Annotated in this window: 21 protein-coding genes; 9 read left to right on the top strand and 12 right to left on the bottom strand. The window is 46.6% G+C overall.

Annotated features, from left to right (window positions below):
- Positions 1-25: 25 nt before the first annotated feature.
- The gene (locus ACJJIZ_RS13535) at positions 26-1693 is read right to left on the bottom strand and encodes a BCCT family transporter (protein WP_444913748.1); all 1668 of its coding nucleotides are present in this window, start codon (positions 1691-1693) and stop codon (positions 26-28) included.
- A 287-nt stretch (positions 1694-1980) separates the two neighbouring features.
- On the opposite strand from ACJJIZ_RS13535, the gene ACJJIZ_RS13530 reads away from it, so the two are divergent.
- Entirely contained in the window at positions 1981-2625 is a 645-nt protein-coding gene (locus ACJJIZ_RS13530; protein ID WP_444913747.1) for a M15 family metallopeptidase, read from the top strand.
- On the top strand, positions 2610-2891 hold the full coding sequence (locus ACJJIZ_RS13525) for a M15 family metallopeptidase (RefSeq protein ID WP_444913746.1): 282 nt from the start codon (positions 2610-2612) through the stop codon (positions 2889-2891). Before ACJJIZ_RS13530 ends, ACJJIZ_RS13525 begins: the two co-directional genes overlap by 16 nt.
- A gap of 30 nt (positions 2892-2921) precedes the next feature.
- Here the strand turns inward: ACJJIZ_RS13525 and ACJJIZ_RS13520 are convergent, their stop codons facing one another.
- Positions 2922-4619 carry a BCCT family transporter gene (locus ACJJIZ_RS13520; RefSeq protein ID WP_444913745.1) on the bottom strand — a complete coding sequence of 566 codons (1698 nt, stop codon included), beginning with the start codon at positions 4617-4619 and terminating at the stop codon, positions 2922-2924.
- Between the two features lie 258 nt (positions 4620-4877).
- Positions 4878-5936, bottom strand: coding sequence for a DNA-binding protein (locus ACJJIZ_RS13515; protein WP_444913744.1), 1059 nt, complete (start codon positions 5934-5936; stop codon positions 4878-4880).
- Positions 5937-6143: 207 nt separating this feature from the next.
- On the opposite strand from ACJJIZ_RS13515, the gene ACJJIZ_RS13510 reads away from it, so the two are divergent.
- Positions 6144-7139 (top strand): tyrosine-type recombinase/integrase, encoded by a 996-nt coding sequence (locus tag ACJJIZ_RS13510; protein ID WP_444913743.1) that lies wholly within the window; start codon positions 6144-6146, stop codon positions 7137-7139.
- Positions 7140-7382: 243 nt separating this feature from the next.
- On the opposite strand, the gene ACJJIZ_RS13505 is transcribed toward ACJJIZ_RS13510, so the two are convergent.
- Positions 7383-7973: a hypothetical protein gene (locus ACJJIZ_RS13505; protein ID WP_444913742.1), complete on the bottom strand. Its 591-nt coding sequence runs from the start codon at positions 7971-7973 to the stop codon at positions 7383-7385.
- 254 nt (positions 7974-8227) lie between these two features.
- Between ACJJIZ_RS13505 and ACJJIZ_RS13500 the strand changes: the two genes are divergently transcribed.
- Positions 8228-8977, top strand: coding sequence for a flavodoxin family protein (locus tag ACJJIZ_RS13500; RefSeq protein WP_444913741.1), 750 nt, complete (start codon positions 8228-8230; stop codon positions 8975-8977).
- A 238-nt stretch (positions 8978-9215) separates the two neighbouring features.
- Entirely contained in the window at positions 9216-10061 is an 846-nt protein-coding gene (locus ACJJIZ_RS13495; protein WP_444913740.1) for a mechanosensitive ion channel family protein, read from the top strand.
- 79 nt (positions 10062-10140) lie between these two features.
- On the opposite strand, the gene ACJJIZ_RS13490 is transcribed toward ACJJIZ_RS13495, so the two are convergent.
- Both ACJJIZ_RS13490 and ACJJIZ_RS13485 read right to left on the bottom strand, forming a co-directional pair.
- The gene (locus ACJJIZ_RS13490; protein ID WP_444913739.1) at positions 10141-11172 is read right to left on the bottom strand and encodes a M12 family metallo-peptidase; all 1032 of its coding nucleotides are present in this window, start codon (positions 11170-11172) and stop codon (positions 10141-10143) included.
- A 436-nt stretch (positions 11173-11608) separates the two neighbouring features.
- Entirely contained in the window at positions 11609-12499 is an 891-nt protein-coding gene (locus tag ACJJIZ_RS13485) for a LysR family transcriptional regulator (protein ID WP_444913738.1), read from the bottom strand.
- A gap of 58 nt (positions 12500-12557) precedes the next feature.
- Here ACJJIZ_RS13485 and ACJJIZ_RS13480 point away from each other — a divergent pair, with 58 nt between their 5' ends.
- Together ACJJIZ_RS13480 and ACJJIZ_RS13475 are read left to right on the top strand one after the other, a co-directional pair.
- On the top strand, positions 12558-13367 hold the full coding sequence (locus ACJJIZ_RS13480; RefSeq protein WP_444913737.1) for an SDR family oxidoreductase: 810 nt from the start codon (positions 12558-12560) through the stop codon (positions 13365-13367).
- 77 nt (positions 13368-13444) lie between these two features.
- Positions 13445-13942 carry a DUF1097 domain-containing protein gene (locus ACJJIZ_RS13475; protein ID WP_444913736.1) on the top strand — a complete coding sequence of 166 codons (498 nt, stop codon included), beginning with the start codon at positions 13445-13447 and terminating at the stop codon, positions 13940-13942.
- A gap of 129 nt (positions 13943-14071) precedes the next feature.
- Here the strand turns inward: ACJJIZ_RS13475 and ACJJIZ_RS13470 are convergent, their stop codons facing one another.
- The 3 genes from ACJJIZ_RS13470 to ACJJIZ_RS13460 all read right to left on the bottom strand — a co-directional run bounded on the left by ACJJIZ_RS13470 (position 14072) and on the right by ACJJIZ_RS13460 (position 16563).
- Positions 14072-14899: an alpha/beta hydrolase gene (locus tag ACJJIZ_RS13470; RefSeq protein WP_444913735.1), complete on the bottom strand. Its 828-nt coding sequence runs from the start codon at positions 14897-14899 to the stop codon at positions 14072-14074.
- Positions 14900-15400: 501 nt separating this feature from the next.
- Positions 15401-16246 carry an IS3 family transposase gene (locus ACJJIZ_RS13465; protein WP_282933833.1) on the bottom strand — a complete coding sequence of 282 codons (846 nt, stop codon included), beginning with the start codon at positions 16244-16246 and terminating at the stop codon, positions 15401-15403.
- Positions 16247-16254: 8 nt separating this feature from the next.
- A complete protein-coding gene (locus ACJJIZ_RS13460; RefSeq protein WP_444895975.1) occupies positions 16255-16563 on the bottom strand; it encodes a transposase in 309 nt (102 codons plus the stop codon).
- Positions 16564-16704: 141 nt separating this feature from the next.
- Between ACJJIZ_RS13460 and ACJJIZ_RS13455 the strand changes: the two genes are divergently transcribed.
- Positions 16705-17595, top strand: coding sequence for a putative selenate ABC transporter substrate-binding protein (locus tag ACJJIZ_RS13455; protein ID WP_444913734.1), 891 nt, complete (start codon positions 16705-16707; stop codon positions 17593-17595).
- Between the two features lie 36 nt (positions 17596-17631).
- On the opposite strand, the gene ACJJIZ_RS13450 is transcribed toward ACJJIZ_RS13455, so the two are convergent.
- Positions 17632-18552, bottom strand: coding sequence for a LysR family transcriptional regulator (locus ACJJIZ_RS13450; RefSeq protein ID WP_444913733.1), 921 nt, complete (start codon positions 18550-18552; stop codon positions 17632-17634).
- 113 nt (positions 18553-18665) lie between these two features.
- Here ACJJIZ_RS13450 and ACJJIZ_RS13445 point away from each other — a divergent pair, with 113 nt between their 5' ends.
- A complete protein-coding gene (locus ACJJIZ_RS13445) occupies positions 18666-19259 on the top strand; it encodes an FMN-dependent NADH-azoreductase (RefSeq protein ID WP_444913732.1) in 594 nt (197 codons plus the stop codon).
- Between the two features lie 118 nt (positions 19260-19377).
- Here ACJJIZ_RS13445 and ACJJIZ_RS13440 read toward each other — a convergent pair whose 3' ends face one another.
- A complete protein-coding gene (locus tag ACJJIZ_RS13440) occupies positions 19378-20130 on the bottom strand; it encodes a class I SAM-dependent methyltransferase (protein ID WP_444913731.1) in 753 nt (250 codons plus the stop codon).
- Between the two features lie 462 nt (positions 20131-20592).
- Positions 20593-20961: a hypothetical protein gene (locus ACJJIZ_RS13435; RefSeq protein WP_444913730.1), complete on the bottom strand. Its 369-nt coding sequence runs from the start codon at positions 20959-20961 to the stop codon at positions 20593-20595.
- Between the last annotated feature and the right edge of the window lie 129 nt (positions 20962-21090).

The raw sequence follows: 21090 nt of genomic DNA, 5'->3' as shown, positions 1-21090 counted from the left end.
CCCGGCATATCTTACTGGTCTGCTCTTAGGGTGTTTCTTCTTTTCCGTCCTGGCCAGTCTTCTCTGCAGATCTCAACACAACTTGTCCTGATTCAGTATTCCCACTCCAGGCACCTTTCTCAACCACCCCCTCCAAAACAATTTCCCTTTCAAGGATTACTGGGTGCAAACTCAAATCATGTCGGGCAACTTTAACCATTGAGATACAAAGCAAGAGGGCAATTAGCAGCAAAGGGACACCAGCGATAATGCTTGCCGCCTGCAATGCTTCCAACCCTCCAATAAGCAACAAAGCAATAGGCATTACTGCCAGCGCGAAGGCCCAGAAAATTCGATTCCACCGAAGCGGCTCACCATGGATCTCTTTCTGCACAACTGCGGCAAGAATATGAGATATGGAGTCAAAAGTAATGACCGTGAAAACCAGTGCAATCAGCGTATACAGCAACACAACTAACTGGCTCGCGGGCAACATATCCAAAACGGCAAAGATCACGGTATTGGCCCCCTGCTGATTCAGTATTTGCACCAAGTCCAGCTCGCCCGAAAAATGCAAGTAAACACCGTAGTTGCCTAGCACCATAAAAAACAAGAAGCAGCCAAAAGTTCCAAAAAATAGTGCCCCAAGAATCATCGCCTTGATAGTCCGCCCTCCGGAGATACGCGCAATAAATAAGCCAATACTCGGAGCAAAAACCAACCACCAAGCCCAATAGAAGACGGTCCAGTCCTGGGGGAAGCGAGTATTGGGGAACTGTTTAAAATGAGAGAAGGACTCAGTCCAAGTGGCCATTTGCAAGAAGTTATGCAGCGCTCTACCCAGGGAATCCAACCCACTATTGAGCATAAATAGTGTTGGTCCCGCGATAAACACGAAGAGCAGCAAGACGAGTGAGAGAAAAATTGTAAAGTTTGATAGGACACTAAGGCCGCGCTTTACGCCGACAAGAGCACAGTAACCAAACAATAGCGCACAAAATATCAGTGCCCCAACCTGAAATCCCACCCCAGTAGGAGCCCCAAATAGCTTATGCAATCCCAAAGTAATCAGCGGCGCCGCAATACCAAGCCGTGTAGCCGCGCCCCCTAACATGCCAAATACCAGGGAAGTATCGATAAGCTTACCAATGGGCCCGCCCACGCTACGATCACCCAATACTGGCGCGAGCGCTTGGCTTAACTTTAGAACCTTGCGTTTACGCACATAGTAGTAATAGGCAATTGGCAGTGCGGGGATCAGATAGATAGACCAAGCCAGCGGTCCCCAGTGAAAGATACCGTAGGAGACTGCCCAGCGTGCGGCTTCCGCTGAGCTCGCTTTAACCTGAAACGGTGGCTGCTGGTAGTAATAGATCCATTCAACCATCGACCAGTATAAAATCGACGCGCCAATACCGGAAGAAAACAACATGGCAGCCCAGGATAGAGTTGAGAATTCGGGGCCCTCTTTCCCCCCTCCCAACTTTATCCTGCCGATATCACTGAAGGCGATATACAGCACAAATAACATCGCACCTAGGCCAAGCAGGAGATAAAAGACCCCCAACTTCTCTGTTACCAGATCTTTAGCTGCCAATAACCATAAAGAACCCGCCTCGGGAAAGAGGATCAAGGGCACTGTCGCCACTAGTAGCAATGCAAAAGAGCCCCAAAAGGTGGGCTTGTCTATGAGATCCTTTGTTCCCTTATTCAACAAGGGTTCCTTCTGAAAAGATGTTCTTACAAAACGGGAAGGAGTTGGGAGCTAAATCAATTACAGTCTGGCTATTTTTTGACCAGTCGGAACAAAGTTGCTGAAACTAAAGACGCCAATCTTTAAGGCGAGCACTGCACTGCCATTTACCAACCGCTAGCATGACGTGATTAGCATCCTTTTGAGTGCTGATTTAACAGGCCAAATGCAATTCAAGAGTGAACGGGATGTGCATACTCAAATACTATTTGAAACGGGGCTTTCCCAAAGGAATACCGAGAAGCGATATGTATAAGAAGGCTATCGCCGCCATTGCGGGCCTGGTGCTATTTGCATGCACCAAGGACCAAGATAGGAATATCAATGTTAATGATTTTGAACCTGAAGCAAAGGTAGGGATTTACGACATTTCCCAAGAAGACTGTGAGCTGATGAAGCTCCGGCAGGTTCTTCGGAACAGCTCCCCTATTGGCTGTGAAAGGCTGAAAAGAGTCGTCTTAAACTATGCGCCTCTCTTGGATACCCCTGCTCAGGATAATGTTGGCATCGAAGCTGTTCTATACCGCAGAGGCGCTGTTGTTGTACTTGATATCGTTGCCGAGAGCGTCTTGTCTTTATTTGGTGAGGTCTATCGATCTCGCTTTCCAATACAGTCAGCCATTCCTGTCGAATATTTTACTCTGCAACAGCGAATAGCAGATGATCGAAACAACACGCTGGCCTTTGATTCCCGGCCTATTACTGGCGGGAGCAGATGGTCTGAGCACGCTTATGGTGTCGCTATTGATATTAACCCCCTACAAAACCCCTACCTGTATATTGATAAACACACCCGGGCCAAAGTAATTCCCAAGGATGCAACAGAGGGATATTTAAACCGGGCAAAGTTTCGCCCGGGAAAGCCAACGCGTATGGGATGTCTGAAGATGTAACCACAATCTTTGCCAGGCATGGCTTCGCTGTCTGGGGTGGAGACTGGAATGTCCCGATTGATTATATGCACTTCCAGGTTGGCTCCCGTCAGTTCATTAATCGCCTTGTAACTTTGCCAAAGGAGAGTGCAAAACAACTATTTAACCGATATACCCAGCAATTGAATTGCTGTTTTGAGGAGAGCAACTCGATAAAAAACGCTACTCTCCTCAGAAAATATTGTGTCGATAAAGTGGTATCAGAATTTGATGGAGAGCAGGAGTGAAGGCTTCGGCCTCCTCCTGCTGCCCAACTATTAAAGTCGAGATGGATGGCTTCCAGGATCGCCCTCTATATGGGGTTTGTCATCGTGGGATACGCCGTGCTCTGCCTGGGCTGGAACCTCCCAGTTGCCCTCTTCTGTCCAGGGATCATCCTCTGGAAACTCTTCAATATAGATTTCCTTCTCTTCGTAGCTCGGCTGGTAGCGCAGGTCATAGTGAGCGGCTTTCACAATCGATATGCACAGCAGCAAAGCAACAACTAAAAGCGGCACGCCACCGATCACGCTGGCAGTTTGCAGCGTATCCAGGCCGCCCAAAAACAGCAGCGTTATCGGCATCAGTGAAAGCGCAAATGCCCAGAACAGGCGGTTCCATCTAGCTGGCTCTTCATCGACCTCTTTCTGCACAACAGCGGCAAGAATGTATGAGATGGAATCGAATGTAGTTGCAGTAAAGATGAGGGCGAGCACCGTATATACCAGAATCACCAGTTTACTGCCGGGAAGTGTCTTGAGTGTGGCAAAAATTGCAGCGGTTGCGCCCTGCTCATTTAGCATCCCCACCACATCCAGCTCACCGGAAAACTGTAAGTAGACGCCGTAATTCCCCAGCACCATAAAAAACAGGAAACAGCCTAAGGTGCCATAAAAAATGGAGCCAACCACCATGGTCTTAATGGTCCTCCCCCGTGAGATACGCGCAATAAACAAGCCGACACTGGGAGCGAAAACCAACCACCACGCCCAATAGAAGATGGTCCAGTCTTGGGGAAAATGGGTATCCGGGAACTGCTCAAACTCTGCAAATGGCTCAGTCCAGGCGGCCATATGGAAGATGTTATCCAAGACACGACCCAGGGCATCCAAGCCGGTGTTCAACATAAATAAGGTGGGGCCAACCAGGAAAACAAACAGAAGCAGTACAATAGACAGCCACATATTCAGGTTGGAAAGTGCGCGGATACCCTTCTTAAGCCCAACAAAAGCGCTATAGCCGAAGATTGCCGTGCATATCATCAGCACTACAACCTGGGTTCCCAGCCCGGTGGGCACGCCCAAGAGTTCATGAGCCCCCTGAGTGATCAGCGGCGCAGCAATTCCCAAGGTCGTAGCACCGCCGCCCAACATACCAAAGATAAACAGCACGTCGATCAGCTTGCCGAGTCCGCCCTGGGCGCGCTGCTCCCCCAAAACGGGCATCAGCGCCTCACTAATTTTCAGCACGCTATGGTTTCGAACGTAGTAGAAGTAAGCGATCGGCAAAGCGGGAATCAGGTAGATGGACCACGCCAGCGGGCCCCAGTGAAAAATACCGTAGGCAACTGCCCAGCGCGCAGCTTCGGGGGTGCCTCCTTCAACCTGGAAAGGTGGGGTTTGGTAATAGTAGATCCACTCGACCATAGACCAATAGAGAATCGATGCGCCGATGCCGGCACAAAACAGCATTGACGCCCAGGATATGGTGGAGAACTCAGGGTTTTCTTCAGGTGTTCCCAGCTTGATCTGGCCGATATCACTAAACACGATATAGACCATAAAGAGAATTGCCCCGACACCCAGTGCCAGATAGAAAACCCCCAGCTTGTCAGTGACGAAACCTTTAGCGGCTAAAACCCAGGCAGCACCAACTTCGGGGAACAGCACCAGTGGAATTGTCACTGCCAACAACAGCGCCAGCGAACCAAAAAACGTGGGTTTATCGATGATTTCTCTGAAATGATTGGACAACACTTGCCTCCCAAATGCCTTATGAACCGCGGCAAATAAAAGCAAGGGGGACTTTATATAAGGAACTTTATTATGCGGTGTTAGTGAATAGAGCTTATATAAGGATAGGTAGGTCAACTACAGCTAAATTTGCTTTTACTTATCTCCAATAGTACCAGCTAGTCAACGTATTTCAATTTTACTGCCGTCACATCGATTGCGTTTCACGCAAATTGTTACGGGGCTATCAACTGAAGACGGCCCCAACCTGCAGGCTTTGAGCTACTGCTCACTCAATGACTTTTCCAGCTGGGCAAACTGCCCTTGTAGTATTGCCTTCTCCTGTAGAAGGGTGCGATTTTCATCTGACAAACTGTCTACCCGATCTCTCGCGGAACTCAGTTCCGACCCCAGCCTTTCCAGAGATACCTGTTGAAGCTGAATCTCCTTTGACTGCGCGGCACTATTGCTCTTGAGACGAGTGACTTCACCCTGAAGTCGACCAATCTCAGAGGACTGGAGTTCAGCGCTTGCTGCCTGCTCCTCAACTTGCTGCCTATAGTTCTCCGCTTCGGTCTGGGCAGAACCTATATTTTCGCGTAACTCTTGCTTCTCCCGGTTGAGTTCAGTGATTAATGCCTGCCCCTGCTTATACAGAAGGCCCTGCTCAGAAAGCTTCTGTTCCGCCAGCCCGAGCTGCTCCGCCAATGAAGCCACCTGCCCCTTAAGTTGCTCACTGGAAGATCGAAACTGATCTCGCTCGTGCTGCCGGTCTGTAGCCGTTCGTTGCTGGAAGTGCTCAAAGTGCTCGCGCACATCGCGACTCTCCTGCTTCATCTCTTCAATTGAGGCCTTCTGCTCCTCAATTCGAACCGAGGCCTGCCCCAATTGAAACTCACTTTTTTCCAGTTCTGACTGAGCTTCACCCAGGGTAACTTTGAGGCGGCGCTTCTCACTTTCAGAAGCTGAAAGCTTCTGCTCCAACTCGCGAATCAAAGCGGTTTGTTTGCTACTGGCCTCTTGAGCTTCGTTTAGTCTCTCTGTTATCTCCAGCTCTTTCGCTTCAAATTCCTGCTGAACCTGCTCCACTCTCTGGTCCGCATCCCCCTGGATACGCTGATGAAGCCCTTTCAGCGCCTCCACCAAATCTTTGGGTAGGCCGCTGATATCAGTGCTACTGGAACTCTCACTTTTCCACCGCTTTAGAAGCGGCGCAATTGTACTTTTACTCCCAGTCCCCAGATGAGCGCGCACTCTATCAACTGTCGGCTCCTCGCCCCGGGCCTTAATCGCCTTTGCTGCTTCAAAAATGTCCAGATAGGTGACCCCTGTGCGCGCCATTAACCTTCCCTCAGATTATTTTGTACCAAATTACGTGTTACGTAATAATACATAACATATAAAAATAAACCAATTCTTGAATTAACCTAACTAACCTTCGATAATGATTCTTATCGAGGGTTATAAAAGTAAGGAAGCCCCCATTTAACGTACCCTCAGTACAAATAGTGGTTTCCGGGTGACGCAGAATTCATGAGAAAACAGCCTATGGCTTCAACCAAAATCCAAGCTCAATCCCCGCTCGGTAGTACATCTAGCGGGGCTGGAGCACTTCTGACTGAGGGTGACATTCAGAAGTACCTGCGAGCAGCGACTTCAGACAGCACTCGCAAAGCCTATCGGTCTGCCATTCGCCAGTTCGAGAAATGGGGAGGCCGACTCCCCACCGATAGCCATTCACTGGTTAGCTATTTATTGAGTCGGGCCGAGCAATTGAACCCACGCACCCTGGATTTGCACTTAACCGCTATAGGCCAGTGGCACCTTTATCAAGGCATTGCCAACCCAGTCGCTGAGCCGCTAGTACAGAAAACCATGCGCGGTATTCGCCGCACCCACGGAAAGCCCAAGCAAAAAGCCAAGGCGCTGAGCCTCGAACACATTGCCACCCTCACCCGACAGTTACGCTCTCAGCCTGATTCCAAGAAGAAGGCCCGTGACTTGGCATTGGTGCTGGTAGGTTTCTTCGGTGCCTTCCGGCGCAGTGAGTTAGTGGCGATCCAGGTTGAAGACCTGATATGGGAGGAGGAAGGCTTGATCATTCGCCTACCAAGATCAAAGACGGATCAAAGCGGCCAGGGAATGATGCGCGCCCTTCCCTACGGCCCCCCTGAAATCTGCCCCGCACGAGCACTTAAGTCCTGGCTGGACGTAAGTGGCATTAGAACTGGGCCAGTATTTCGGTCAGTCAATCGCTGGGATACGGTGCAAAGTCGACAGTTAAACCCCACAGCTATCAACGATCTACTGAAAAATCTCGGGGAAGCCTGCGGTTTTGACTTTGTTGCTGAACTCAGTAGCCACAGCTTTCGCCGAGGCCTGTCTACTTCCGCTGCGCGAGAAAAAGTTGGCTTTGAGCTGATCAGGAAGCAAGGTGGCTGGAAGAGTGATGCCACTGTCTGGGAGTATATTGAGGAGGGACAACAGTTTACCGACAACGCCTCAGCTATCTTGATGAAGAAGATGTCGGAACTACTATCTTAAGAAGCTGTTATTGACCTATTGGCAAGTCCCGCCTTTCAGGCGGGCAGTATATGTGCGGAAATATTCAGCTTGGCTAGAGCAATGCCTCAGCCTGCAAATAGCCAACATGACCTAAGATATCTTACAACAAGGGTGCGTACACAGCTTCATTTTGAAATCGTGTTTAGAAGCATTGATTAACCATATAAAGTATCCTGAGATTTGATAACAAACACACCTGCTCAAATTTTAATATCAGTACTTCTACTGCTTGATATGGGTCTCATTGAAGATTGATTCCCAGTCCTGATCAAAGGTCTCGGGTATTGATGAGGAAGTCCTCCGAAAGAACAACACCCCAACATGAGCTTCATGACCCTTCTTAGCGGTGCTATCAGCAGTAACCTCCTCGATAAAACCTCGCATAGTGCCACTACCATCGAGGGTCAAATTTGTAACGCTCTCATCGGACACATCAACAGCTACCACTTGGATTCTATTGCCACTCTTCATGTAGGCAAAGATACCGATATCCTTGGCAATAGTGGCCTCATTCACCGTCTCTTCAACCGCAGTTAGCTGATGTTTAACATTCGGTTTCTTCGTTACCTCAAGATAACGGCCACCACCGCCTACACCTGTTTGCTTGAGAACCTTAAAGGTCCGGCAAATTTGCCCCTTCTCTAAAGTAAAGGCGTCCGGGCTGTGCTCATAGAAAATAAACGACTCACCTTCAATTGCACACCAGACTCCTTCCAAGGAATCTTTAGCTTCCGATTGGGCATTGGCGTGAGTAGCAACAAGAGTCAGAAGCACTGAGGGCAACAGGAGTAATAGCTGATTGATTATTTTCATGGTGACTTCCAAGGTGGTAGTCAGTCAAATATAGGCGCAGCTTTACGGTTAGATAATCCCGGGGCAAGCCGAATCACGCCAATAGTAATGATCCCCAGCGGATCCTGGATGAATAAGTCGAAGTCTGATACCCACAAGTTGTGCAGACTAACAATGTGTCGCAGATATATTTTGATGGAGTTCAACCCGCCCCTCTTTGAAATCACGGGATTAGAACTCAGGCTATTATCTAAGTGGTGGCAAGGAGGCCCAAAATGACGACGTTAAATCAGAAGCAAATTGAAGACTGCAAGTCTAGCGCGTCGGACTTCTCCGACCTCAAGGCGCTATTCCTCAACTGCACTCTAAAGCCTACGCCTGAACTCTCCCATACAGACGGTCTAATTCGCATATCCAGGGAAATCATGGAGCGCAACAAAGTCTCAGTTGAGGTTTTACGCCCTGTTGATCACGACATCGCTTTTGGTGTTTACCCGGATATGACGGAGCATGGCTGGGACACTGATGAGTGGCCACTGCTCTATCGCCGGGTTGAAGACGCAGATATCCTGGTTATAACCACGCCGATCTGGTTGGGAGAGAAATCCTCTATCTGTACCCAAACTATAGAAAGGCTCTATGCGAACTCAGCTGACCTGAACTCTAAAGGCCAGTACGCATACTACGGCCGGGTGGGAGGTTGCCTTATCACCGGCAACGAAGATGGCGCAAAGCACTGCGCCATGAATATTCTCTACTCTCTGCAACACCTTGGCTATGTTATCCCTCCCCAGGCAGATGCGGCGTGGGTGGGAGAAGCTGGCCCCGGCCCCTCGTATCTTGACCCCGGTTCCGGTGGTCCACAAAACGACTTTACCAATCGCAACACCACCTTTATGACCTGGAACCTGATGCATATGGCGCGAATGATAAAAGATGCTGGGGGCATTCCCGCCCACGGCAACCAACGCTCTGCTTGGGATGCCGGCTGTAAGCCCGACTTTCCTAACCCTGATTATCGATAGAAACATCCTGCATTTTTAACTTTATAGAGCTAAGCAGCCTAAAGTTGTTGCTGTTTGGCCAAGTCTATCCGTATTTACAAAATCCTATTTACAAGATGTAGCACCAGGGATAAATTCCCGCCTTCTTTGCTCCCATTAACACCCACCTGCCCGGCATAGCACTCCTTTCTCCATAAAGGGGCTAGGCGTTGCTATATGAATTGGTGGTCCTGTAATTCCTGTGAGGTCCCTGTCCCGAATGAAACCAGAGTTCTTAGCGCATATCCTGGATAGCAAATTATTTATCACCATATGCCTGATCTCAGTAGTGATGTTATTACGTGGCCTGCTCACGCTAGTAATAGCACGAAGTAGTTGGCAAAAAGCAGATAAGCGTCGCCGTATCAATACCGTACATAACCTTGGCAACTTGTTATTGGTAGTTGGCCTGATAGCAATTTGGGTAAGCGAACTCCGGGACTTTGCCCTATCCATTGCCGCTTTCTCTGTGGCAATTGTATTGGCACTAAGAGAGGGTGTGCAGTGCCTCGTTGGTGGCTTGTACCAGGCAAACATGCGCTCGTTTACTGTGGGAGACTGGATTAAAGTCGGCAATCAATTTGGTGAAGTCACCGATAGTGACTGGCTAAGCACCACCCTTTTAGAAATCGATCCGCACGGTTTGGGCAATGGCTATACAGGAACAACTCTGTACATCCCAAACAATGCCTTCTTTACCCAACCGGTAAAGAACCTGAACTTTATGCGCCGGTATATCGAGCACACCTTTTCGATTACCCGGGAAAGCAAAGGAATGAATCCATTTGAAGCCAAGAAGTTTATCTCTGAGCGACTTAAAGAACACTGCGAGTCCTTCCGTGAAGTTGCCGAACGCTACTGCAACCTGATCGAGAATCGCATGGGCGTTGAGCTGTCAGGGCCTGATGCAAAAGTCTGTATCACAACGAATGAACTCGGCCACGATGTAACCACGGTAACCGTATTTTGCCCCCGAGAGGAAGCCACCAATATCGAACAGCTGGTGACTGAAGACTTCTATAATTTTTGGTTCAAGAAGACCAAGGAAATGGAGTCTAAAGCTTAACGCAGTCGTATTAAAGGGTATCGGCGATTGAAGCCGCTAGCAGTTCTGCATAACTAGCGGCTATTGTATGAATTTGCCGTTAACTTTCCCCATCAACCCGGAAGTTGGCAACTTCCCAGGCGCGCTCACGGATAACCCGGGCATTATCTTCAAGGTTAGAGGTGCCTGTAGGGTCTCCATCTATTGTGATATCCGGGTTGGACCACTGCTGAATTCTGGGGCCGCCTCGATCCGACGGGCAATTGTAGGCCATCACACTCCTCCAAGTTGAAGGGGTGGTATTGCAGTATCCGTGGCCATATTCAAACGGCTCCATATTCGAATCACTGTAGATAATATGTCGGGCTCCCAGCAGGTGGCCAATTTCATGGGCAAAGCTGAAGTACCCCGTTGCGCACCCTTCCCTTGCGAAAGCAAAGGCTGTTGATTCCGACGCGTAGATCGTCTTAGCCAGTCCACATGATCCGCTGTACAAATCATTGCCGGTTAAAACAATCATTACATCTGCACTATACAAGTCTCTAAGTTCGTATAGTTCTTTAGTTTCTGGATATGCGTCATTCGAAAAGTACTCGCGGTCCACATAGAAGCTACCGCTTTCTGCATAACTGGTTCTATAAGCGTGAACAATCTCTACCGAGGTATTGACTTCACTATTGGCAAATGAAACATTGGTTTCCTCTTCCAATAAGTCCATGTAGGCGAGTACATCACCGGCGTCTGCCTCAAAGGCATCGGTATAAGCAACTATAACGGTTATTTTTCCACCAGAGTCAGTAGTCGCAATTCCTGAGGTTGTGTTTAGCGCACCAACCTTGGAAGTAAAATCCATTTCTTCAAAGTAGTTACTATCATGGTCGACAAGTGAATTGTCTGGAACCTCAGCGATTGTAACCGCACCGTTTCCGGCAGGTCTCACTTTGTAGAGCCTACCTTCAGATTGTATTGAGCCAACAATTCTACCGTTGTTCTCGGCTAAGGTGATAAACCCTTTTCCATCCTCAGAAAATGCAGATAGTGAAGCCCTATTTTTTGTTGAGCGAATATTTTGCAAGGTAAACCGTTGCTTGCCGAACTCACTGGGAACCTCAAGGGTACTACCGGGCTTCAAGCTAAAAATCTTATTATTTAAACTTTTTTTAGTTTTATGTGAGATTATATTTGATCTACTTTTACTCATGGAAGCTTCAAAAACAACATGCACATTTTCTTCTGAATGAGCGCCAAATGTAGAAAATAGCAACACGAAAGGCGCAAGAATTTTAAAACTTTTCACAGACATACTCCCTGTATCTGCTTCTCGGAAAATCAATTTAGAAAGATCCGCACTAAAGATAAAAATAAATCTATTAATGCAGCCTTTAAAAGACTGAATAGAAATACTTATTGAAATCCACAGTGCGCGGCTACTCTATATGATTCTTAACTAAAAAAATATTCTTACGCCTACCGATAATTTAATTTCGCAAATTTTTGACAAGTTACTATCTGAAGAGCAGATAACTTTTTGGAAAATTAAATTCAAATGAAAGCTTAATCACAATCCTTTAAATGGAAACTGAAAATATTTTACTTAGCCACTCAATAAATGCTCTAACCCTGGGAGATAAAAAGCGATTCTGGGTGAACACAACCGATACCGGCTCGCTGGGCGGGCGAAAATTGGGCAATATTTCAACTAAATTTCCTGCATCCAACTCTTTTTCTACATGAAACTTTGGAAACTGAGCTAATCCGAGCCCCCGCTTAACGCCATCTAAGTAACTCTCTGTCCCAGTTACCGTCAATTGCGCCGGAACTTGCAACGTCTCTACCCTATCGCCAAGACAAAAAGAGAGCGGCGTAGACTTCCCAGTCGTTATAGAGCGAAGCGCTACAACACGGTGACCATTCAGTTGTTCCAAAGAGCTTGGGTGGCCGTAGTGTTCCAGGTATTGCGGCGATGCGCATGTAAGCCGTTCCAGCATGGTTAAACGCCTGGCAATCAGCTCACTATCTGCCAAGTGTCCATAGCGAATAGCACAGTCGACCCCTTCTTGGACTAAGTCCACCCATCGATCCCCCTCACTCATTACCAAAGAAATGTCAGGAAACTGGGCAAAAAATTGGGGGAGTTGCGGCATAACAAAATGACGGGCAATAGTCCCTTGTACATCTACCCGCACCTCACCGCCTGGCAATAAACCTGTAAATGCCCCTTCTGCTTCCTCTACGTCCGCAAGTATTGAAATACAGCGCTGATAATACAGTTCCCCATCCAGTGTTGCCCTGACCTTGCGAGTCGATCGCTGCAACAACCTGACTCCCAGCCGCTTCTCCAGCCGGTTGATGACCTGAGTCGATGTCGACCTCGGAATCCCAAGATCAGTAGAAGCGGCTGTAAAACTGCCCCGCTCCACAATCCGCACGTACAAGCGCATCGCATCCAGCTTATCCATATCGCCCTATTGTTTCTTTATTTGGAACAATAGATTCCATTTTAGCCGGATTATCTACATGAATAACACGAATAGTATGGAAATACAGCCAAATCAGGGAGCTGCAAGGGCGGCTCCAGTAATCACTACGGAGATCATTATGGAGAAAGTGGCACTGGTAACAGGAGCTTCCCGTGGCATAGGCGCGGCGATCGCCTCTCGCCTAGCAAAGGATGGCTTTACCATTCTGGTGAACTTTGAAAGTAATATTTCAGCTGCCGAAAAGTTGGTAAACCGCATTGAAACCGAGGGTGGCAAGGCGGTTACTGCCCAAGCCGATATCAGTGATCAACAGGCGGTTTCGCGCCTATTCAACTCGGCAGAAGTCACTTTTGGCGGAATCAATAGTGTCATCAATAATGCGGGCATTATGAAGCTAGCCCCTCTGGCAGAATGTGAAGAAGATGATTTCGATCGTCAGGTAGCTGTAAACCTTAAGGGCACCTTCAATGTCATGCGTGAAGCCACCGCAAGGCTTCAAGAAGGTGGCCGAATCATCAACTTATCCTCGAGTGTCGTCGACTTGTGTATGCCGAATTACAGCGTATATGCGGCGACCAAGGCAGCTGTTGAAGCTCTGACCCAGGTAGTCGCCAAGGAAATGCGGGGGAGAGATATCACTGTGAATGCCGTCGCCCCAGGACCTACGGCTACCGAGCTCTTCCTATCCGGAAAGACTGATGAAATGGTGGGAACTCTTGCCAAAATGTCGCCACTTGAGCGATTGGGAAGGCCTGAAGATATTGCGAATACCGTTGCCTTTTTAGTCAGTGAGCAAGGTGGCTGGATCAACGGCCAAGTTATACGAGCCAACGGTGGAATTATCTAGCTTCACAGCCAATGCCCGCTTCAACTTAACAATCTCCAACTGATCGTTATACCAGCTGGAAAGAGGACTAAAAACCAATGGTCGATCAAGCCCAAGTACCGTCGGCTAAATACATCAGGGACACCCTTATCGCTGCAACTATTGCCGGTGCAGCAGCATTCACTTGCTCTATGTTAGAACTACCACCCTGGGCTATGTTTGTTGGCTGGGTTGCTTTCTTTTCGCAGCCAGGCACTGCCTTCAGCGCAATCTCCAGTGGGATTTGTGTTGCTCTGGGAATATTGATGGGGATGACAGCAGCTATAATTAATGCCCTATTGCTATCAATAATGGGCAATATTGCCTTCGCAGTTATAGTGTTTTCCGTTGCATTTGTGGTGGTATCACTAAGAGGACTGCCACTTGTAGGTAATATCATTGCCTGGCTTTTAGGGTTAATCACTTTCTTTGCAGCCCATCCAGCCAACGTTCTATCTGGAGTGATTGGGCTGACAATAGTGACCGCTCTAGGCATCCTCGCTGGCTATTGCTGCTCCTACCTACAATCTCTTACTGGAGAAAGTAAAGCTAATTGATAGTTAGGGAGTCTCGGCATAATTCAGTAATATCCTACAGGACTTAAGAGGCTCCCTGATTTTAAGCTGGTAATCCCAACTTATATTCAAAACCATATAAATTGATCGCTAAATCGCATCCCCCCTCTCTCAATTCACACCGCAAATATCTAGTATCCTATTCATTAGATCATTATTTCTACTACTTAACATACGCGATACGGTATAGTGGTTTTTATTTTTCAAAAGTATATATTCGCACGGGCTTTTCGTTTGCTGTAGCTTCCCACAGTATCTTTTTGACTGATCAATAAATTCCGCAGTCTCATCATCACCTACTGCAACAATCGCTTTGGTGAAACATCTAATATCGCCAAAAATGGGGCTCAAATTAGTAACGTCATCTTCTGATAAACGCAGAGATTCATTGAGATAAGATTGCCTCATCTTTGTTAAGTCATAGAGCCCGCTTAACATAATAGCGCCGCTAATTGAGCTACGGACTTCAGGTGTCCACTCAAATTCTAAAATTTTAGCAACAAGAAAGGCCCCAACAGAGTGACCACAGATCACTATATTACTGGGTTTGCCATTCCAGCGATCAATATTCTTATATATCCATAAGAATGCCTTTATATTTTGCTCAATAATTTCTTTAACACTGACGGCGGGCGCCAAATCATAGTTGACCAAAGCAACTGTACACCCGGCCTCTACAAAGGGCTTGGCAATGTACCGGTATTGCTTTTTATCTAGCGCCCGGAAATACCCACCGTGGATGAACACAAAAACCGGTGCATTAGGAGATTTAGCAGGAAATATATCTAATTTCTCACCGGAACTATCTCCATAGCTGATATCCAGTGAGCTTCTTAGGGATTGCGTGGCAAGATAGCTTTGTAGCTCATTAATTAACAGATGGAGTCTACCAAATGGGTGCCGCTTACGTAGATTAAACTGATCGTCATATTCACTCATTTCCTGTGTCGGCTCCGCAATTACTGGCTTAAACTGCCTATTTTACACCAATGGGGCTCCCTAGCGTCTGAGGAACCGCTAAACAAATTCGTGACTCCCCTGGCTTATGGAGCAATTCATGCTGAGGCGGGACTTATCTCTCAGGAAGTCGCAAGTTTATGGCGCACTCCTAAATACACTAAGAATGAGCATTGAAAGCCCTTTCTAGCTGATACCCCACATGAGCTAGGCCAGCTTAATGAATGCGTATATCTACTATTTGCAGTTCAAAGAATAAGTATATTTCGTACAAAATCTATTCAACAAAGAAGGAATCCCTGTAACAATCAAGATCTGAAGAGTATTTAACAAGTAAATACCTGCCAACTACATTAACAAATCAGATATAGCGTACAAAAGTTGGAAAGCCATCTCGCTTTTGTTAACCCAAAGAAAGAAAATATAATTTAGTCAGGCTTTCTGATCTATATTGGTCTTGCCCACAAAAAGTAGACACTCTAACTATGCGTATTTTCGTTCATACTCTGCTGGACTTACATAGCCCAATGCAGAGTGCCTACGAACCCTATTGTAGAAAATCTCAATGTATTCAAACACCTCAGATTTTGCTTGCTCTTCGCTTTCGAATGTTCCGGCATAGACCAGCTCGACTTTTAGCCTGCTAAAGAATGATTCCATTGCCGCATTATCCCAACAGTTAGCCTGGCGACTCATACTCGGTTTGCACTTGCTTTCGGACAAGAGATCCTGGTATTTCTGCGATCGATATTGCACACCCCTGTCAGAGTGAACTAGCAGTCCAGGCTTTATTGGTCGTCGCTCTAGGGCCATTTTCAATGCTCGACGTGTCAATTCATCGGTCATCTGCGAGTCGAATGCCCAACCTACAATACGTCGAGAGTACAGATCCATAACTACCGCGAGGTATAGCCACCTATCCAGAACCCAGATATACGTAATGTCACTGGTCCAGCGGCAATTTGGTCGATCCACATCAAAGCAACGCTTAAGTAAGTTGGCGGAGACGTTAATGCTCCCCTCTACGGGCTGACTATATCGAAAGCCTTTGCCGTTTCTCGCTTTAATATGTTCCTGCTGCATAAGCTTAGCGACGTAGTTCCGCGAGCATGGCTCACCTAACTCTTGAAGCTCGCAAGCAATTCTAGGCGCGCCATAACGACCTTTAAACTCAACAAACGTCTCTCGGATTTTCTCGATTGTTCGTATCTCTCTAATCGTGCGAGCAGATGGCAGTCGCCCCCGCCATCGATAATAACCCGATCTTGAGACTTCTAAACACCGACACATCAAGCTAACCGGGAATGACCCTACATGCTCTTGTATCAATGCGTACTTTACTCTTGGTGGTTCGCAAAGTACGCAGCTGCCTTTTTTAGAAACTCAACCTCCTGACGAGCTTCATGCAGCTCCTTCTTGAGTTTGCGAACTTCAGCGCTTTCCTGTTTGGAATAGTCGACACCGTCTAAACTATTGAACTGCTTATCAGACAGTCGATTAAATTGACGACGCCAGTTGTAGATCTGCTGTGCGCTGACGCCTAGCTCTCGCGCCACAGAAGCCGTTGTTGCTCCAGGCTTTTCCGCTCTCTTAACTGCTTCTCTGCGGAACTCCTCCGTATACGCCTGAGTTCTTTTCTTACCCATAATACACCTCCGTGTTAGGCCTAAACCTAACTATACAGGGTGTCTACTAAACGTGGGTAAGTCTTATATATAACGCCAATAGTTACATTTTTAGTTTTATCCTACAAATTTTGAACTACAGATCCGCAGAGGACCAAAAGAATGTTAAAGCGTTTAACCGTGCTTATTCTAAGCCTCGTTATATTGTGCGGCGTACCCTTCGTATCATCTCAAGAAAACCCAAAACCTTTTGTTTTCACTGCCATTCCAGACCAGGACCCGGAGCGCTTACAAAAACGCTTTGGCAAAGTTGCAAAGTATTTGTCCGACGCGCTTGGGGTTGAAGTTAAATACTTACCGGTCAAATCCTATAGCGATACGGTTGAAGCCTTTAAAAATAACAAAGTTCAATTGGCTTGGTTCGGCGGATTTACTGGAGTACAAGCCCGTATTGCGGAGCCTGGCGCCAAGGCCATTGCCCAGGGAGAAGGAGATCAAAATTTCACCTCCTATTTTATTGCGAATAAAAGTACAGAACTCACTCCCTCAAAAGACTTCCCCCGTGGTATTGAAGGTATGACATTTACTTTTGGCTCAGAGCACTCCACTTCTGGACGTCTAATGCCGGAATACTTTATTCGAAAAGCGTTTGGTAAGCCCCCTGCCGAGGTGTTCAGCCGTGTGGGCTTTGGAGGTGACCACTCCAATACCCTGGATCTTGTGCAATCTGGGAAGTATCAGGTTGGCGCCCTAAATCACAAGGTGTGGGAAAATGAAAAGAAAGCCGGCAAAGTGGATGAAAGTAAAGTGCAAGTGATCTGGAAAACCCCAGGATATCCAGATTACAACTGGACAATTCGTGGGGATGTCGATGAAACCTGGGGCAACGGCTTCTTAGACAAGGTCCAGCAAGCGATTTTGAATATGCGGGACCCTAAACTACTTGCCGCATTTCCCCGCAAAGGGTTTATCAAAGCCGACAACTCAATGTACCAGCCAATCGTCGAGACCGCTCACGAAATTGGCTTGTTGAATAATGAGTATGCGAATTAAGTTCAAATTGTCCCTGCTAACTAGTTCATGGCCTGGCTAAGAAGCCTCCGGGGGGGGCAGATCCTGCAAACGGCTCTTGATAATAGCCGCCAATCTCCGTGCACCGGGACCAATATCGTCCCGGTTAGGAAAGATCAGGTACATAGGAACCTCCCTTTTGCTCCCCCCCTGAAGGGGTAAGGGCTTTAAGCTTCCTTCAGCGAGCTCATTCAGAATTTTGTCTTCTGGCAGCCATGAAAAACCGTAGCCTTTGCAAGCGGCGCCAATCAAAGAAGACATACTACTTAGAGTCCACCGCTTAGCCACTTCAACCGTGAGCGTTTTACTACCACTCTGGGGGTTCGTATCCCGAACCACCAGGTGACGATGATTGCGTAGGTCATTCATAGTTAGCGGGCGGTCCAGCTCATGCAGTGGGTGCTTGGGATGGGCTACCGGGATTAGACGTGCAGGAGATGGCAGTAATTCACCGTTGTAGCCCAGCGGTATTCTGGGGCTGATTGCAAAATCAACTCTCCCCTGATTCAAGGCTTCTAAAGTTCCACTAATCACCATCTCATGCACTTCAATACGAGTCTGAGGGCTCTCTTCGCCAAAAAGCGCTAGGCAGTCCAACAACAACCAAATTGGGAATAGCACCTCCACGGAAATCGCAATCTGGGACTCCCATCCAGCCGAGGCTCGGCTGGCGGCCTGCTCCAATGCAGAAGCATCCTCCAGTAATTGCTTTGCGTGACGGTAGAGCATCTCACCTGCGGGAGTCAGAATCGCCTTGCGCCCACTAATAGTGAAAACCGCTACAGCCAGTAGTGATTCCAACTTCTGCACCGAATAGCTTACCGACGACTGACTCTTGTGCAGAAGCTCGGCAGCCTTTGCATACCCTCCCCCTTCAACTACCGCTATCAAGCAACGCCACTGCTCAAGAGTGATCTTTGGGTTTGATAATTGTGTCAATTGTTGGCTCATGATCGAATATTTAGATAGAAATAAGCAAATAATTCTAATTTTTAATCAACTTAATGAATGTTTCAATAGCGTCATACAAAGTTAGTTACGAGGAAGCAGTCATGGCAAAGGTACTCAACATCAAGTCCAGCCTCTTTCAAGAGAACGGCCAGTCATCTCAACTTACGGACAATTTCATAGCGGGCTGGAAGGATAAGAACCCGCAAGATGAAATCATCCATCGTGACTTGGTATCCGAGCCTGTACCTCATCTGAGCCTGGAGCACTTTCAAGCCCACAATACGCCAGCTGATAGCCGTTCAAACAAGCAAAGTGAAATTGCAGAACTTTCGGACAAGTTGATAGAGGAGATATCATCGGCAGATCTGCTGGTGCTAGGTATCCCGATGTATAACTTCAACGTCCCGTCTAATTTGCACACCTACTTCGACTTTATTGCACGTGCCGGGGTAACATTCCGATATACCGAAAACGGCCCTGAGGGCTTATTAAGGAACAAAAAAGCCGTCATTTTTATTTCACGGGGTGGTGTTTATGGTGATGATCATCCCCAAAGTAATTACCTTCGACAGTTCTTGGGGTTTATTGGTATTACTGATGTGGAGTTTGTCTATGCTGAAGGCTTGGCAATGGGAGATGAAGCAAAAGAAAAGGCGTTGGCAGCTGCGAAGAAGCGTATTACTGAACTTGTGTGAGATACGGAGATAAACAAGCTCTTATTTGAGTACCTGTAGGGGGAAACTAATCCTCCCCCTCTATTTAAAAAAACCGGCAGATTATTGCTTAACCTATCTTACATATATCAAATCTTATTTAGAGCTTCTTAAAATAGAATGTTACCCCAAGCGCACCGCCATGATCTGTAAAATCCAAATAGCAATGTGACATAGCCTCCCTTTGAATTTGGGAAAGCAACTTATTTAAATCATAGTTATTCATCTGCATTCTTGGAGCCATAAAAGGCTCGCCTTTAAGAAGGTTAAGGATATTCCCTGAAAAAGGCACAGTACTACTCAAAAATGAAGTCAACCTTTTTAGTTTTGAAGTTTTGGCATATGAAAAATGGGCAACGCAAACCCCGCCCGATTCTAACTTATCAAGCAGAAGACTAAATAGTCTTTGCCCTTTTTTAACAGGGATATGTTGAAACACTATAAAGGAGTGGATGAAGTTGAATTTCCCTTGAACTAGAGAGAGCTTCTCATCAGCTTTCACAAATTCAATATTCTTTAAGCCTTGCTCATGACTATTTTTTTTAGCCTCCATAAGCATCGAATCAGATATGTCAACACCTGTAACATCTTCAGTAATATACGCTAAAGGGATCGCTACTCTTCCAACTCCACAGCCAAAATCAAGCGCCCTCTTGACGACAAAGCCATCATCTACATGTTGTTTCACTTTTGTCAGTATATTGTGAACATGGCTTTGTCCCGTTTTAAAGAAATCTTGCTTTGCGCTATCTGTTAAGTTTTCCTTCCTAAACTTTTCTTCGGTTAGAACACCGTAATAAGCATCTTCTTTGCCAAACTTTTCCCACTCTTTGTCAGAGTCAGCAATAAACATCGACATTCTCCCGCTACTACCTCACTCACTCCAAATCTAAGGCCATTTGAAATAAGCAATTCCATTTCACCACGAATACGAGACGATTGTATCAAGAAATGTCTTTCCAAAACGAATATTTATAGGGTACCGGTGTACCACTTCATCCTCAGGGAACTCAAAGCATATTGACGGCCTTGGCAAGTCAGCTCTATTCAGGTTAAGTATTTCTTACAGAGACCCCAATCCTGTTTAGCTGCAACTTGATTCCACAATATATGGTTGATAGATAAGTATAAGCAATCCACCAAGGCACTGCATTTTGCCAACTGAACTATCAGAAATAGTGAGCTTTTACTAAACGAATAGAGTTGCCTTCTCGATATAATTCAATGCGTTGAGCCCCTGCAACTCTATTTAAGGGCTATAAGTTTGAGACGGTTATCACATAAAAGGATATTTGTTTTTGAAATGTAGTAAAAATTAGCTATTCACCGCATCATCCATATACTTCACTGACTCACCAATAGAAATAGTGAATACGCCGGCATTGCCATTAGTATATTCACGTTTCCATGAATTATAGCCTTCCTCATAATCAGGTATCTCACACTCCCCCATTAGTTCAGATATGCTTGCCCCTAGCGCCTCAATTGAAAATGGCATATGAGTAATTTCCTCAATGACCTCTCCACTATTAGGGTTATTAATTTTTATACCTGAAATCTGAACATGCACTACCATTGAGTCGTCTTTAGACTCTTCAATTTTTAATATGATAGCCCGGGAATTCTCCTCGCCTTCTCGATTATCATACTTCCACACTTGGCCTTCTTTAACTTTTAAATCCATCCTGACTCCTCTCTTTAAATTAGCTATTAATAACTTTTATGTAATGTCGATGCTTCCTCGCATGCCCCATAGAAATAATAGTCTATGAACATCTAAATCAAGCTTCTATTCTGCGCTCCATCTTGCTTA

Source organism: Microbulbifer maximicatervae (SeqCode) (assembly GCF_052467225.1).
The sequence above is the reverse complement of the archived record's forward strand: the minus strand, read 5'-3'. Positions and strand labels throughout refer to the sequence as shown.

Coding starts and splice junctions, on each gene's coding strand:
- ACJJIZ_RS13515 (WP_444913744.1), bottom strand. CDS start 5,936: ATGGCGCGCACAGGGGTCACCTATCTGGACATTTTTGAAGCAGCAAAG.
- ACJJIZ_RS13495 (WP_444913740.1), top strand. CDS start 9,216: ATGAAACCAGAGTTCTTAGCGCATATCCTGGATAGCAAATTATTTATC.
- ACJJIZ_RS13460 (WP_444895975.1), bottom strand. CDS start 16,563: ATGGGTAAGAAAAGAACTCAGGCGTATACGGAGGAGTTCCGCAGAGAA.
- ACJJIZ_RS13500 (WP_444913741.1), top strand. CDS start 8,228: ATGACGACGTTAAATCAGAAGCAAATTGAAGACTGCAAGTCTAGCGCG.
- ACJJIZ_RS13525 (WP_444913746.1), top strand. CDS start 2,610: ATGTCTGAAGATGTAACCACAATCTTTGCCAGGCATGGCTTCGCTGTC.
- ACJJIZ_RS13480 (WP_444913737.1), top strand. CDS start 12,558: ATGAATAACACGAATAGTATGGAAATACAGCCAAATCAGGGAGCTGCA.
- ACJJIZ_RS13445 (WP_444913732.1), top strand. CDS start 18,666: ATGGCAAAGGTACTCAACATCAAGTCCAGCCTCTTTCAAGAGAACGGC.
- ACJJIZ_RS13485 (WP_444913738.1), bottom strand. CDS start 12,499: ATGGATAAGCTGGATGCGATGCGCTTGTACGTGCGGATTGTGGAGCGG.
- ACJJIZ_RS13475 (WP_444913736.1), top strand. CDS start 13,445: ATGGTCGATCAAGCCCAAGTACCGTCGGCTAAATACATCAGGGACACC.
- ACJJIZ_RS13505 (WP_444913742.1), bottom strand. CDS start 7,973: ATGAAAATAATCAATCAGCTATTACTCCTGTTGCCCTCAGTGCTTCTG.
- ACJJIZ_RS13440 (WP_444913731.1), bottom strand. CDS start 20,130: ATGTTTATTGCTGACTCTGACAAAGAGTGGGAAAAGTTTGGCAAAGAA.
- ACJJIZ_RS13470 (WP_444913735.1), bottom strand. CDS start 14,899: ATGAGTGAATATGACGATCAGTTTAATCTACGTAAGCGGCACCCATTT.
- ACJJIZ_RS13435 (WP_444913730.1), bottom strand. CDS start 20,961: ATGGATTTAAAAGTTAAAGAAGGCCAAGTGTGGAAGTATGATAATCGA.
- ACJJIZ_RS13530 (WP_444913747.1), top strand. CDS start 1,981: ATGTATAAGAAGGCTATCGCCGCCATTGCGGGCCTGGTGCTATTTGCA.
- ACJJIZ_RS13455 (WP_444913734.1), top strand. CDS start 16,705: ATGTTAAAGCGTTTAACCGTGCTTATTCTAAGCCTCGTTATATTGTGC.
- ACJJIZ_RS13510 (WP_444913743.1), top strand. CDS start 6,144: ATGGCTTCAACCAAAATCCAAGCTCAATCCCCGCTCGGTAGTACATCT.